The sequence below is a fragment of the Streptomyces sp. NBC_01454 genome, from assembly GCF_036227565.1.
Lineage (GTDB): Bacteria > Actinomycetota > Actinomycetes > Streptomycetales > Streptomycetaceae > Streptomyces.
In genome coordinates this window covers 1,778,516-1,791,737 of sequence record NZ_CP109460.1, presented here as the reverse complement: position 1 = coordinate 1,791,737, position 13,222 = coordinate 1,778,516, and the positions used below count along the sequence as shown (strand labels likewise).

The window sequence follows — 13,222 nt, the reverse complement described above, 5'->3', positions numbered from 1 at the left end:
CGCGTGGACGTCTCGATGGGACTGCCGACGACCGTGCCGGGAGTCACCGGCGCGGCGCTGCTGGAATGCGCCCGCCGCGCCGACCGGGCGGGCTTCACCAGCCTGTGCGCCGTGGACCGGCCCGTCCACGACGGCTACGAGCCGCTCGCCGCCCTCGCCGCCGCCGCGGCCGTGACCACCCGCATCCGGCTGGCCAGCACCGTGCTGCTGGGCTCCTGCCGGGGCGGCGCGGCCCCGCTCGCCAAGCAGCTGGCGACGGTGGACCGGCTCAGCGGCGGCCGCCTGGTGGTGGGCCTGGCGGTCGGCGACCGGGAGGACGACTTCCTCGCCGCCGGCGTCCCGTTCCGCGAACGCGGGCGGCGCATGGACACCCTCGTCCGTGAACTGCGGGCGGTGTGGGCGGGCGAGGGGCCCGTTCCCGGCGTCGGCCCCCGGCCGGTGCACCCCCACGGGCCGCCGCTGCTGTTCGGCGGCCACTCGCCGGCGGCGATGCGGCGGGCCGCCCGGTACGGCTCCGGCTGGATCTCCGGGGGCAGTTCGGGCACCGCCTACCGCGAGCTGGTCGACCGGGTCCGGCAGGCGTGGGTGCGGGAGGGACGGACGGAGCCTCCTCGGGTGGTGTCGCTGTGCTACGTCTCCCTCGGCCCGGACGGCCGGCGGCAGGCGCAGGAGTACCTGCACTCCTACTACGCCTACATCGGCACGAAGGCCCGGCAGGCGGCCGCACGGGCCGTCACCGACGAGCGCCGGCTGCCGGAGGTCCTGGCCGGTTATGCGGACGCCGGGTGCGACGAGGTCGTCCTGTTCCCCTGTTCGGCCGGCCCGGAGCAGGTGGACCTGGTGGCCGGGGCGGTGCGGTGAACGGGCCCGCCGTCCTCGCCGCGGGGGTGTGCGTGACCAGCGGTCTGGTCGCCGGGGTGCTGTTCGCGGTGGCGCTGAGCGTGCTGCCCGCGCTCCGCGCCATGCCACCGGACCGGTATGTCCACACGCACCAGCTGCTCGGCCGCAACTGGGACCCGACGATGCCGGTGATCGTCCTCGGCTCGTTCGCCGCCGACGCGGCCCTCGCGGCGCCGGCCGGCGGGCGGGGGCGGCCGGTGTTCGCCGCCGCCGCGGTGCTCCTGCTGCTGGTGTCGGTGGTGTCGCACTTCGGGAACGTGCCGATCAACCGCCGGGTGAAAGGGATCGACCCCGGGGCGGTGCCCGCCGACTGGCGTGACCCCCGGCCGCTGTGGCGGCGCTGGCACCTGCTGCGCACCGTGCTGGCCGTCGCGGCCGCCGCCCTCAACGCCGCCGGACTCGCCCTGCTCTGACGGGCCGCCAGCCGTGCCACCCCGCGGCCGGGTGGCAGGGCCGGCGGCCCCGTCACGTGTCCTGCCGGCAGTGGCGGGGCACCCGTCCGTCCCCGCCACCGTCTGCGGAGGCGGGGACGGACGTACGTGTGCCGCGGCCCGCTCTCACTCCGGCCGGACCGCCGTCACCAGGGTCACGTCCTGGCCCAGCGCCTCGTGCCGGACCTCGCCGAACCCCGCCTCCCGAAGCCAGCCGGTGAGGTCGTCCAGCCGGTAGTTCGCCCCGTGCGGCGTCATCAGCTGCATGTTGAGGCTGCGCACCAGATTGCGCAGAGCGCTCTCGTCGCCGGGGACGATCATCGGGTCCCAGATGAGGAAGGCGCCGCCGGGCCGCACCGCGGGAAGGACGCGGGCGAGGAGAGCCCGCCGCTGGTCGTCCGTCCAGTCGACCAGGCAGTGCCCGATCATGACCACCTCGGACGCGGGCAGGTCGTCGGTGAAGAAGTCGGCCGCGTGGAACCGCACCCGGCGCGTCGTGCCCAGGGCGCGCATGTGGGCGTCGAACTCCGGCCTGAGCTGCGGGAGATCCAGTACGGTCGCCTCCAGGTGCGGGTGCGCCGCGACCAGCCCCGCCGCCACGTTCCCCCGGCAGCCGCCCAGTTCCAGCACCGCACCGCGCGCGGCCCAGTCGAAGCCCTTGGCCAGCGCCGGGATCAGCGGGCGGCTGGCGTCCTCCGCCATGCGCACGAAGGCCGACCGCTTGGCGTCGTCCTCGTACAACTCCCCGAACATGTCGGGCCGGGAGTACGTCGCGGCCTGCGGCGCACCGGTGCGCAGCGCGTCGGCGAGGCGCCCCCACGCCGGATACATCACCTCGTCGGCGACGTGCAGGAAGCCGCCCAGGAAGGCCGGTTCGCCGCGGACCAGGAACTGCGCCGCCGCCGCGCCGTTGCGGTAGCGGCTCCCCTCGCGGACCAGCACCCCCGCCTCGGCCAGCGCGGCCAGGAAGTCACCCGTGCCGCGCGGGTGCAGACCGAGCCGTTCCCCGAGGGTCTCCTCCTCGGCGGGCCCGCCGGCCAGCAGATCGAAGAGCCCGAGCTCCAGACCGGTCAGCAGGAGCTTCGCCCGCTGGAAGGACATCGCCGTCTCCAGCAGCGAGCCGGCCCCGAACGCCGCGCTCATCGCGCCTCCCCGGCCGGCCCGGCGAACCCGGCGGCCCGGGCCAGGGCGCCCCCCAGCACCGTGTCGGGATCGTCCACCGGCTCCGGGGCCCGCCAGGCCACACAGGCGTCCGGCCGCACCAGCACCGCCCCGCCGTCCGTCACCCCGTACGCCGGCGCCCAGGGCCGGCCGAGCGGCCGCAGCTCACCGGTCCCGTCCACCACATGGTGGCGCAGCGGCACGCCGAGCTGCTTGGCCGCGCGTTCCGCCGCCTCGGCCCACCGCCCGCCCCGCGCCCCGGTCAGCAGCACATAGCTGTCCCAGAACAGGTCGATGGTGGAGATCCGTTCGCCGTCCCGGTCGAGCCACAGGTGCGGCGCCCGGGTACCGGGCCGGCCGGACAGGTCGAGCCCGGGGGAGAGGGCGGGCGCGTCCGGGTCGCCGCCGGGGACCGCCGTGGAGTGGTAGCGGTAGCCGAGGGTGATGATGATGTCGTCGACCATGGCGGCCCGGGTCGCGTCATCGGCGTACCCGTGGCGGATGCGGTTGCGGATCATGGCCTGTTCGGCCATCGCCTCACCGACCCGGTGCCGCTCCGCTTCGTAGGTGTCCAGCAGGTCCGGGCCCGCCCACCCGTGCAGCACGCCGGCCAGCTTCCACGCCAGGTTGTGTGCGTCGTGGATGCCGGTGTTGGCGCCGAAGCCGCCCGCCGGCGGGTGGACGTGTGCCGCGTCGCCGGCGAGGAACACCCGCTGGACGCGGAAGCGCTCGGCCACCAGTTGCGCGCCCTGCCACGGCACCTTCCACACGATCTCGACTTCGAGGTCCTCGCGCCCGGCGGCCGTGCGGATGATGTCCACACAGCGCTCGTCGGTGAAGTCCTCCGGTTTCTCGCCCTTGTCGGGGAAGTACAGGGGGGTCGCCAGCCACGGGTCGCAGCCGTGCAGCCGGGACAGGCTCATCAGCGAGCCGCGGGCGGCCGTCGCGTAACAGAGGATGAACTTGCGCCCCTTGAGCAGCCCCGCCAGCTCCGGCGCGCGGAAGTAGATGCTCAGCGCGTGGAAGACGGTGCCGCGCCCGGAGCGCTCCACGCCCAGCTCGCGGCGGACGAAGCTGCTCGCCCCGTCGGCCGCCACGACGTACTGCGCGCGGATCGTGTACGGCGCCCGGTCCGGGCCGCTCACCACGGCCGTGACGCCGTCCCCGTCCTGCGTCAGCGACGTCAGCCGGGTGCCGAACCGCACCTCGCAGCCGGCCTCCTCGGCCTTGGCGACGAGCACCTTCTCGTAGCGGTCCTGCCCGCAGCCCATCACCCGTTCCGGGCTGACCAGCGGGCCGTCCAGCGACGGCGCCTCCAGGGTGACCGCCTCGTCGATCCGCGCGAACGTGGAGGTCTGGATGATCCCGCCCTCGAAGTACGGGTGCGAGTCGCCCTTCTCCAGGGCACGCACCTCCTTCTCGCACCCCGCCGCGCGGAACAGCTCCATGGTCCGCGCCTGCAGACCGGGCGCCCGGGGCAGCAGCGAGGTGGCCTCGCGCTTCTCGACGAGCAGGGTGGGCACGCCGTGGCGGCCCAGGAACATCGCGGTGGACAGGCCGACGGGCCCGCCGCCCACCACCAGCACCGGAATTGTCATGTCGTCCATGCCAGATCCCTCGACGAGTTCGGTGTGCCTGACCGGCCCATCGAAGCCCGCGCCCGTCTTCCGGTACTGGAGAAACGATGGCGCCCCGAGCAGCGGCCGGACGGTCCGGGTCCCTCCAGCGACCTTCGAGCGGAGTTCCACAGCACGCTGCCAGCGTCGTTGCCTGCACCGGCGTGGCGGTCCCGCCAGGCCGCGGTGGAAGGAGTGAGGCGGATGACGGGCATCGCTGCCCACGACGGCGCGGGTACCTCCACGCCGGCTGGCATCCTGCGGTTGGCCAATGCCTTCTGCGACGCCAAGGCGCTGCTGAGCGCCGTGGAACTGGACCTGTTCACCACCCTGCGCGACGACGCCAGAACTCCGCAGGAGATCGGCGCGGCGCTCGGCCTGCACGGCCGGGGACTGCGTGACTGGCTCCAGCTCCTGGTGGGACTCGACCTGCTGGAGCGCGACGGCGACCGCTACCGCAACGCACCGGGGGCCCGCCATTACCTGGTGCGGGGCGAACCCCTGTACATCGGCGGCTTCCTGGAGCGGTCCAACCGCAACCTGTACCCGGCGTGGGGCCGGCTCACCGAGGCGCTGCGCACCGGCAAGCCGCAGGCCGGGGGCGACTTCTTCACCATGATCGAAGACCCCCGGCTGCTGGGCCAGTTCGTCAACATGATGGACGCGCTCACCCACGTCCTGGCCCCGCAGCTGCTGGCGGCCTACGACGGCTGGGACCGCCACGCAACCGTCCTCGACGTCGGGGGCTGCCGCGGCAACATGGCGGCCCGGATCGTGGCCGCCCACCCGCACCTGACCGGGCGGGTCTTCGACCTTCCGCAGATGGCCCCGCTGTTCGACGAGAAGATGGCCGAACTCGGGATGACCGGCAAGGTCACCTTCCACCCGGGGGACTTCTTCACCCAGGAGCTGCCCGAGGCGGACCTCGTCGTCATCGGCCACGCCCTGCACGACTGGAGCGCCGAGCAGCGCCGGCTCCTGGTGCACAAGGCGTTCCGCAGCGTACGCCCCGGCGGCGAGCTGCTGGTGTACGACCGGATGCTCGACGAGGACCCACGCCACGTGGAGAACCTGGTCATCAGCCTCGACATGCTGCTGGTCACCGACGGCGGCAGCGAGTACACCGTCGCCGAACTGCGCGACCACGCCACCTCGGCGGGGTTCGCCTCGGTCACCGACCGGCCGCTCGGCGACTACGACACCCTCGTCGTCTGCCGCAAGGCGGGCTGACCCCGTGGCCGCCGGCCACCGGGGGCCGGCGGCCACGGGCCGCCCGGCGGACCAGAACGCCTCCGTCCGCCTCCGCCACGCCACCCGCTCGCGGACCACGGCGGCAGTCCCGGCGCCGCGGAGAGTGCAGAAACCATGCAGGAAAGGGATCTCATGGACGCGCGGGCCTTCGCCGGCGGCGTCCCCCACGACTACTTCCGCCACCTGCGCGGCCGCCCGGGACTCACCCGGGCCTACGACGCCGAGGGGTACCCGTTCTGGTACCTGGTGCGCCACGCCGACGTGGTACGGGCCTCGCGCGAGCACGACACCTTCCACTCCGGCCCGAGCACGATGACCTCGGTGCGTCAGGACAGCACGGGCCTGCCGCTCATCTCGTTCCTGGACGCCCCCGCACACACCCGCCTGCGCAAGCTCGCCTTCAAGGGGTTCACCCCCGCCCGCCTGGCCGCGCTGGAGAAGCCGGTGGCGGCGATCGTGGACCGCATCCTCGACGACTGCGCCGCCGGCGGCGAGTTCGACCTGGCCGAGGACATCGCGATGCAGCTGCCGCTGGAGGTGCTGACCGCACTCATCGGGGTGCCGCCCGTCGAACGCGCCCAGGTCGTCGAGTGGACCCGGCACACCGTCAACCTCGGCGACCCGGACTACCACCACAGCACGCCCGAGAAGGCGGGGGTCGCGTTCGGGAACCTCATGGCGTACTTCGAGGAACTGGTCGGGCGGCGGCGCGCCGCACCGGCGGACGACCTCTTCTCGGTGCTGCTCGCGGCCGGCAACGACACCACGGGCCGGCTGGAGCCGCAGGAGATCGCCCTGTTCGCCACCACCCTCATGGGGGCGGGCAGCGAGACGACGTACTGCTCGGTCACCGGCGGCGTGCTCGCGCTGCTCGACCACCCCGGGCAGCTGGCGGCACTGCGGGCCGACCGCGCCCTGATCCCGCTCGCCGTCGAGGAGATCATCCGCTGGGTCACCCCCGCGACGCACTTCGCCCGCCAGGTGGCCCGGGACACCGAGATCGCCGGCACGCCCGTCCGCGCCGGGGAGCGGGCGGTGCTCTGGTACACCTCCGCCAACCGCGACGAGTCCGCCTTCGACCACCCCGAACGCTTCGACGTCGGCCGGCAGCCCAACCCGCACGTGTCCTTCGGCGGCGGCGGACCGCACGTCTGCATCGGGCGCGGCCTGGCCACGCTGGAACTGCGGCTGCTGCTCGCGGCCCTGCTCGACCGGCTGCCCCGCCTCGAACTCACCGGCCCCCCGGTGCGCAGCACCACGAACTTCATGAACAGCTTCCGACAGATGCCCGCCCGGTTCGTCTGAACCGTGGCCGCGGCCGGAGAGGAGAAGCCATGAACAGTGCGGAGGACGGCTCCGAGGTCACCGGGGTCCTGACGTGGTTCCCGGTCGAACTCCCCCCTGCCCAGCGGGTGATCGGGCTGTTCGTGGGGAAGTGGACGATCGGCGCGCTGCGGCCGGTGGTGCAGTTGGGCATCCCGGACCTGCTGGCCGAAGGGCCCCGCACCGCGACCGACCTGGCGCGCGAGACCGGCGCGGACGCCGACGCCCTGTACCGGGTGCTGCGCTGCGCGGCGGCCACCGGCGTCCTGGCGGAGACGCCGGAGCGCGCCTTCGCGCTCACCGCCGCCGGGCAGGGGCTGCGCAGCGGGGTCGAGGGGAGCGTGCGCGACATGTTCCTGTTCGCCAGCGACCCGATGATGTGGCGGCCGTACGAGAACCTGCTGCACACCGTGCGAACCGGTGCGCCGGCCTTCGACCACGCCTTCGGCGAGACGTTCTTCGACCACCTGCGGGCCCACCCGGGCAGTGCCGCGCTCTTCGACCGGGCCATGGTGCAGAACCACTACCCGGGCACCGACCGGATCTTCGAGCAGTTCGACTTCTCCCGCTTCCCCCGGATCGCCGATATCGGCGGCGGCCGCGGGCAGTTCCTCGCCGAGGTCCTCGTCCGCCACCCCACCTGCACCGGAGCCGTCTGCGACCAGCCGCAGGTCGTCGACGGGGCGAAGGCGGAGTTCGAACGCCGCGGGGTGGCCGACCGGGCCGCGGCGGTGGCGACCGACTTCTTCACGTCCGTCCCCGCCGGGTATGACGCCTACTTCATCAAACACACCCTGCACAACTGGAGCGACCGCGACGCCGGACGGATCCTCTCGCGCGTACGGGAGGCCGTCGGCCCCCGCGAGGACGCCCGGCTCCTCATCGTCGACATGCTGCTGACCGGCCCCGGGGAGTGGGACCTCGGCAAGCTCACCGACATCGAGATGATGGCGGCCCTCGGCGGCCGGGAACGCGACCGCGAGGAGTGGCACCGGCTGGCCGCGGCCGCCGGCTTCGCCCCGGCCAACGACCCCGCCCCCGGTGACCTGGCCCTGCTGGAGTACCGGCCGGTCTGAGCAGACGCCGTGGCCGAAGCGACCCCGAAAGAGAGCCCGATGCCCACCGACGACACCTTCCCGTTCCCCCCGGCCGATCCGCTCGACCCGCCCGCACGCCATGCCGCCCTGCTGCGCGACGAACCGGTCGCCCGCGTCGCCCTCCCCACCGGCGACCTGGTGTGGCTGGTCTCCCGGCACGAGGACGTCCGCCGGGTCCTGGCCGACCGGCGCTTCAGCCGTCAGGCCATCACCGCCCCGGGCGCACCACGGCTGCTGCCCCTCGCGGAGGGGTCGAAATCGATCTTCGTCATGGACCCGCCGGAGCACACCAGGCTGCGCCGGCTCGTCTCGCGTGCCTTCTCACCCGCCCGGATCAGGGCCCTCGGCACCGAGGTACGCACCCTCGCGGACGACCTCGTCACGGCCATGCGCACCTCCGGCCCCCCGGCCGACCTCGTCGCCGGCCTCGCCCAGCCGCTGCCGATCACCGTCATCTGCCGGCTGCTCGGGGTGCCGTACGAGGACGTCGACCGATTCCGCGCCTGGACCGACGTGATGCTCAGCTATGACCGGGAGCGGCGGGAGGAGGTGGTGGCGGCCCGCGGCGAGCTGAGCGGCTACCTCACCCGCCTGATCGAGGCCAAACGGGCCGACCCCACCGACGACGTGCTGATGGTCCTGATCAACGCGGCCGACGACGGCGACCGGCTCGACGACGAGGAACTCCTCGCCTTCGGCTACACGTTGCTCGGCGCGGGCTACCACGCCACGACATCCGGGCTGGTGCACGCGGTGCTCACCCTGCTGCGCCGCCCCGCCGACCTCGAACGGCTGCGGGAGCGCCCCGAGTTGCTGCCCACCGCCGTCGAGGAACTGCTGCGCCGTTCCCAGGCGGGCGGCGGGCTGGGGGCGCTGCGCATCGCCCTGGAGGACGTCGAGATCCAGGGGGTCCGCATCGCCGCCGGCGACGCCGTCCTCCCGCTGATCAACGCCGCCAACCAGGACCCCGAGGTCTTCGACAGTCCCGGCGAACTGCTCCTGGACCGGTCGCCCAACCCGCACCTGTCCTTCGGCCACGGCATCCACCACTGCCTGGGCGCCCAACTCGGCCGGATGGAACTGGCGGCGGGGATCGGCGCGCTGCTGCGCGAGCTGCCCGGCCTGCGCCTGGCGGTGCCGGAGCGGGACCTGGAGTGGAGCAGCGGGCTGGCCTTCTCCCGCCCGCGCGCCGTCCCCCTCGCCTGGTAGCCGGCCATGCTCTCCGACGACCTCGCCGAGCTGGCCGCCCCGGTGCTCCGCGACGTGCTCGACCACCCCTTCTGGGCCGGACTGCGCCAGGGCACGCTGCCGGGCGAGGCCCTGGTGCGCTTCGTGGAGCAGGACACCGGCCACCTCCTGCCCTGCTACGGGCGCGCCTTCGCCCGGTGCGCGGCGGGCACCGCGGACGACACCGACGTCGTCCTGCTCTCCCGCTGCGCCTTCGAGACCCTCGACTCGGGCCCGAGGCTGCGTACGGCGCTGGCCGGCCTGGCGCCCGTGCTCGGGGTGCGCCCACCCGATCCGGGGGCCGGCGCCCACCACGCCGCCCGCGTCCAGTGCGCCACGGTGACCGCGGCCGTAGCCACGTCGTGGGCGGCCGGCATCGGCGCGCTGCTGCCCTTCATGCTCTTGCACCTGGAGGTCTGCCAGGACCTGCGGGCACGGCAGCGTCCGGGCTCCCGCTACCTGCCGTGGCTGGCGGCCTATCTGCCCGGTGACGGCGCGCGGTACGCGGTGCGCGCGGTACGGGAGCTGACCGACCGGTTCGGTGCGACGGCGACGCCCGCCGAGACCGCGGAGACGGCCGACTGGTTCCTGCGCGGCGCCCGGTGCGAACTCGCCTTCGCCGACGCCGCCCTCGACGACCCGGCCCCCGGCCCCGTCGCCCCCGCCCCGCCTCCCCGTTGAGCCCGCCCACCACCACGAGGTCCGCCATGAAACAGACATCCCCACCCGGCCTGTCGCCCGACGCGGCCGTCCCGCCCTCCCGCAGCACGACGTCCCTCATCGCCGCGCTGGTGCTTGCGGCGGTCGCCTGCCAGCTGTGCATCTCCATGCCCACCCCGGCGCTCCCGGACATCGCCCGGCGGCTGCACGCCGACACCGCCGCCGTGGGCCTGGCCCAGGCCCTGTTCTTCCTCCTGGGCGGGCTGCTCTCGGTGATCATGGCGGCCTGCAGCGACTACGGACGCACCCGTGCCCTGATGATCGGTGCGCTGGCGCTGGCCGTCGCCGGGGCGCTCGTCGCGGCGGCCGCCCCGACGATGGCGGTGTTCGTCGTCGGCCGTACCGTGCAGTCCACGGCGACCGCGGTGTTCCCCCTGGCGCTGCGCGTGATGCGACAGACCCTGGGGCCCGGACAGTTCGGCCGTGCCATGGGCCTGATCACCGCCGCGAACGGCGGCATCGTCGGGCTGGACGGCCTGCTCTCCGGATGGCTCACCGACCGGTACGGCTACCGGTCGGTCTTCCTGGTCATGGCCGCGTTCGGGGTGCTCACCGCGGTGGTTCTGGGCCGGACCGTGCCGGAGCCGGAACGGGTCGCGACGGGCCGCCTGGACTGGCTGGGGCTCACGGTGCTCTCGCTCGCCCTGGCCTGTGTGGAGCTGGGCATCGGCATGGCCGCCGGCGCCCCGGCGGGCGGCGTGGCGGGCATGCTGGTGCTCGGCGCGCTGCTCCTGGTGGTGTTCTGGGCCATCGAGCGCCGGCGGCCGAACGCGCTGCTGCCGCCCCAGTATCTGAGGTCCCGTCAGGCCTGGCCCGTCCTGCTCACCTCGATCCTCGTCACCATGGGCATGCTCAGCACCATCAACTTCGTGATACCGGTGTTCAGTCAGAACCGTGAGGTCGGCTACGGCCTCTCGGCCACCGAGGCCGCGCTGTTCTTCATCGTGCCGGTGTGCCTGGTCAACGTCCTTCTGGCACCCGCCGTCGGCACGCTCGCCTTCCGGGTGGGCTGGCGCCGTGTGCTGCGCGTCGCCACCGCCCTCACGGTCCCGGTGCTGGCCGCCCTCGCCCTGGGCCTGTCCTCACGGTGGCTGGTGCTGGCCCTGGTGGTCCTCGTCGGCTTCGGTCTCGCGGGGGCCATGACGCCGCTGAACGGCCTGAGCGCCCTCCTCGCCGCGCCGCAGAGCCCCAGCCTGCTGCCCGGCGTCAACTCGGCCGCCTACGGGGTGGGTTCGTCCCTCGGCTTCGTCCTGGCTGCCCAGCTCGCCGGACCGGCCGGGGTGCACTCGGCGGACGGCTACCGTGCGGCGCTGTGGGCGGCCGCGCTCGTCATCGCGCTCGCGTTCGGCGCGTCGCTGCTGATCAAGGGACGTCCCGACGCGCCCGGCGAGCGGATCTGATGGCCGCCGACACGCCCGGCCACCCCTACGCGGTGGTGGTCGGGGCCGGTATCGGCGGACTGGCCGCGGCGGCCGGCCTGACCCGGATGGGACGGTCCGTGCTGGTGCTGGAACGCGCCGGGTCCCTGCGGGCCGACGGCGCCGGGATCTCCCTGCTGGCCAACGCCCAGCGGGCACTGGACCAGCTCGGTGTGGGCGACCGGGTCAGGGAGCTGGCCGCCACCATGCTGCCGGGCGGCGAGGGGGTGCGCACCGCCGGGGGACGGCGGCTGATGAAACCCACCGACCCCGCGTTCGTGCGCCGCCATGGGCTCTCCACCGCCGTGCTGCTGCGGCCGGCCCTGCACCGGACCCTGCGCGACGCGGTACCCGCCGACCACCTCCTGACCGGCGCCGAGGTCACCGGCGTGGAGCGGCGGGCCGACGGCACCGCGCTGGTGCACTACCGGCGCGGCGCGGCCCGGGTGAGCGTCCCGGCCCGGGTGGTGATCGCCGCCGACGGCCTCCACAGCCGCCTGCGCGGGCAGCTGTGGCCCGGCGCGGCGCCCCCGGTCTACAGCGGGCACAGCGTCTGGCGGGGGATCGCGGAGGTCGACCGCGAGGAGCCCGGCGGCACGACCTGGGGGCGCGGCCGGGAGTTCGGCAGGATGCCGCTCGCCGACGGCCGGGTCTACTGGTACGCCGTCGCCAACACGCCGCAGGGCGCGCGTCATCCGGACGAACACGCCGAGGTGGTACGCCACTTCGGCACCTGGCATCGCCCCCTCCCCGACCTGCTGGGCCGCACCCCGCCCGGCGCGGTCCGCCACGACGACGTCTTCGAACTCCCCCTCCCGCTCCCGGTGTTCGCCGCGGGGCGGGTCGCGCTGCTCGGCGACGCCGCCCACGCGATGACCTCCGACCTCGGGCAGGGCGCCTGCCAGGCCCTGGAGGACGCCGTCGTGCTGTGTGCCGCGCTGGCCGCCCACCCGGACACCGAGGAGGCGCTCGCCGACTACGACGCGCGCCGGCGCCCCCGCGCCCAGGCGATCGTGGCGGCCTCGCGCCGGGTGGGCCGCATGAAGCTGCGCGAACGGTGGTGGCAGGTGCTGGCGCGAGACGCCCTGACGACCCTGGCGCCGCCGCGGACGGGGGAGGCGGCGCTCGCCAGGATCGGCGACTGGCACCCGCCGCACCTTCCCGCGGGAGCCGCCCGGTGATCGCCGTGATCGGGGCCACCGGGAACGTCGGCCGCCCGCTCGTGGCGGGCCTCGTGGCGCGCGGCGCGCGCCCGCGGATCCTGACCCGTGACCCCGGCCGCGCCCGGCTCGCCCCGGGAGCCGAGGCCGTCATCGGCGACCTGGACGCCCCCGGCTGCACCGACGCGCTGCTGGCCGGTGCCGACGCCGCCTTCGTGGTCACGGCCGGCCCGGATGCGGCGGCCCACGACCGGGTGATCGCCGCCGCCGTCGCACGCCACGGGGTGCGCCAGGTGGTCAAGGTGACGTCGGTGGCGGCGCTGCCCCCGGTCCACGACGCCTACGGAGCGGCCCACGCCGCCGCCGAGGACGCCTACCTCGCCACCGGCGCCCACTGCACCTTCCTGCGGCCGGCCGCCTTCATGTCCAACACCCTCCAGTGGAAGTGGTCCGTCACCGGCCGGTCCACCGTCTTCCAGCCCTTCGGGGACCTCCCGCAGGCGGTGGTGGACCCCGCCGACGTCGCCGAGGTCGCGGCACGGGTGCTCGACGCCCCCCAACTCGGCGGCCGCGCGTACACGGTCACCGGCCCCGAGCCACTGACCCCCCGCCAGCGCACCCGCCGCCTCGCCGCCGCCCTCGGCCGCCCCCTCACCTTCGTCGACGCACCCCCCGAACAGGCCCGCCGGGCCATGACCGACGCCGGCCTGCCACCCGCCTACGTCGACGCCCTCCTCACCTCCCAGTCCGACCCCGACCCGGCCCGCGGCGGCCTGCCGCTCCCCACCGTCCAGAACCTCACCGGCCGCCCGCCGCGCACCTTCGACGGGTGGCTGGGGGCGCACGCGCACCTGTTTTGTTGATGTGGGGCGGGGCGGTCGCCTCTGGGCCCGCTCGCCACCAGGTGGCACGGGCCAT

12 protein-coding genes are annotated in these 13,222 nt (G+C 74.7%); 10 read left to right on the top strand and 2 right to left on the bottom strand.

Going from position 1 to position 13,222, the window contains the following annotated elements; genetic code table 11:
* The first annotated feature begins 3 nt into the window (after positions 1 to 3).
* The gene (locus OIU81_RS07740; RefSeq protein WP_329145218.1) at positions 4 to 861 is read left to right on the top strand and encodes an LLM class flavin-dependent oxidoreductase; all 858 of its coding nucleotides are present in this window, start codon (positions 4 to 6) and stop codon (positions 859 to 861) included.
* On the top strand, positions 858 to 1,313 hold the full coding sequence (locus OIU81_RS07735; protein ID WP_329145216.1) for a DUF1772 domain-containing protein: 456 nt from the start codon (positions 858 to 860) through the stop codon (positions 1,311 to 1,313). Before OIU81_RS07740 ends, OIU81_RS07735 begins: the two co-directional genes overlap by 4 nt.
* A 144-nt stretch (positions 1,314 to 1,457) precedes the next feature.
* Here OIU81_RS07735 and OIU81_RS07730 read toward each other — a convergent pair whose 3' ends face one another.
* Together OIU81_RS07730 and OIU81_RS07725 are read right to left on the bottom strand one after the other, a co-directional pair.
* A complete protein-coding gene (locus tag OIU81_RS07730; RefSeq protein ID WP_329145214.1) occupies positions 1,458 to 2,474 on the bottom strand; it encodes a methyltransferase in 1,017 nt (338 codons plus the stop codon).
* Positions 2,471 to 4,099, bottom strand: a complete 1,629-nt coding sequence (locus OIU81_RS07725) for an FAD-dependent monooxygenase (protein WP_329145212.1) — start codon at positions 4,097 to 4,099, stop codon at positions 2,471 to 2,473. Before OIU81_RS07725 ends, OIU81_RS07730 begins: the two co-directional genes overlap by 4 nt.
* 213 nt (positions 4,100 to 4,312) lie before the next feature.
* On the opposite strand from OIU81_RS07725, the gene OIU81_RS07720 reads away from it, so the two are divergent.
* From OIU81_RS07720 to OIU81_RS07685, 8 genes are all read left to right on the top strand, one after another.
* Positions 4,313 to 5,338, top strand: a complete 1,026-nt coding sequence (locus tag OIU81_RS07720; protein ID WP_329145210.1) for a methyltransferase — start codon at positions 4,313 to 4,315, stop codon at positions 5,336 to 5,338.
* A 135-nt stretch (positions 5,339 to 5,473) separates the two neighbouring features.
* On the top strand, positions 5,474 to 6,664 hold the full coding sequence (locus OIU81_RS07715; protein WP_329145207.1) for a cytochrome P450: 1,191 nt from the start codon (positions 5,474 to 5,476) through the stop codon (positions 6,662 to 6,664).
* Between the two features lie 29 nt (positions 6,665 to 6,693).
* The gene (locus OIU81_RS07710; protein ID WP_329145206.1) at positions 6,694 to 7,758 is read left to right on the top strand and encodes a methyltransferase; all 1,065 of its coding nucleotides are present in this window, start codon (positions 6,694 to 6,696) and stop codon (positions 7,756 to 7,758) included.
* A 39-nt stretch (positions 7,759 to 7,797) separates the two neighbouring features.
* Positions 7,798 to 8,988 carry a cytochrome P450 gene (locus OIU81_RS07705; protein ID WP_329145204.1) on the top strand — a complete coding sequence of 397 codons (1,191 nt, stop codon included), beginning with the start codon at positions 7,798 to 7,800 and terminating at the stop codon, positions 8,986 to 8,988.
* Between the two features lie 6 nt (positions 8,989 to 8,994).
* Positions 8,995 to 9,687 (top strand): TenA family protein, encoded by a 693-nt coding sequence (locus OIU81_RS07700; RefSeq protein WP_329145203.1) that lies wholly within the window; start codon positions 8,995 to 8,997, stop codon positions 9,685 to 9,687.
* A 26-nt stretch (positions 9,688 to 9,713) separates the two neighbouring features.
* Complete coding sequence (locus OIU81_RS07695) at positions 9,714 to 11,126, top strand: MFS transporter (protein ID WP_329145201.1); 1,413 nt, start codon at positions 9,714 to 9,716, stop codon at positions 11,124 to 11,126.
* Complete coding sequence (locus tag OIU81_RS07690; protein ID WP_329145199.1) at positions 11,126 to 12,325, top strand: FAD-dependent monooxygenase; 1,200 nt, start codon at positions 11,126 to 11,128, stop codon at positions 12,323 to 12,325. The genes OIU81_RS07695 and OIU81_RS07690 overlap by 1 nt, the downstream gene beginning before the upstream one ends.
* Positions 12,322 to 13,167, top strand: coding sequence for an NAD(P)H-binding protein (locus OIU81_RS07685; RefSeq protein ID WP_329145198.1), 846 nt, complete (start codon positions 12,322 to 12,324; stop codon positions 13,165 to 13,167). Before OIU81_RS07690 ends, OIU81_RS07685 begins: the two co-directional genes overlap by 4 nt.
* The last annotated feature ends 55 nt before the right edge of the window (positions 13,168 to 13,222 follow it).

What these genes read in the sequence shown, in the direction of transcription:
- OIU81_RS07730 (WP_329145214.1), bottom strand. Translation starts at nt 2,474, where the DNA reads ATGAGCGCGGCGTTCGGGGCCGGCTCGCTGCTGGAGACGGCGATGTCC.
- OIU81_RS07725 (WP_329145212.1), bottom strand. Translation starts at nt 4,099, where the DNA reads ATGGACGACATGACAATTCCGGTGCTGGTGGTGGGCGGCGGGCCCGTC.
- OIU81_RS07720 (WP_329145210.1), top strand. Translation starts at nt 4,313, where the DNA reads ATGACGGGCATCGCTGCCCACGACGGCGCGGGTACCTCCACGCCGGCT.
- OIU81_RS07715 (WP_329145207.1), top strand. Translation starts at nt 5,474, where the DNA reads ATGCAGGAAAGGGATCTCATGGACGCGCGGGCCTTCGCCGGCGGCGTC.
- OIU81_RS07710 (WP_329145206.1), top strand. Translation starts at nt 6,694, where the DNA reads ATGAACAGTGCGGAGGACGGCTCCGAGGTCACCGGGGTCCTGACGTGG.
- OIU81_RS07705 (WP_329145204.1), top strand. Translation starts at nt 7,798, where the DNA reads ATGCCCACCGACGACACCTTCCCGTTCCCCCCGGCCGATCCGCTCGAC.
- OIU81_RS07700 (WP_329145203.1), top strand. Translation starts at nt 8,995, where the DNA reads ATGCTCTCCGACGACCTCGCCGAGCTGGCCGCCCCGGTGCTCCGCGAC.
- OIU81_RS07695 (WP_329145201.1), top strand. Translation starts at nt 9,714, where the DNA reads ATGAAACAGACATCCCCACCCGGCCTGTCGCCCGACGCGGCCGTCCCG.
- OIU81_RS07690 (WP_329145199.1), top strand. Translation starts at nt 11,126, where the DNA reads ATGGCCGCCGACACGCCCGGCCACCCCTACGCGGTGGTGGTCGGGGCC.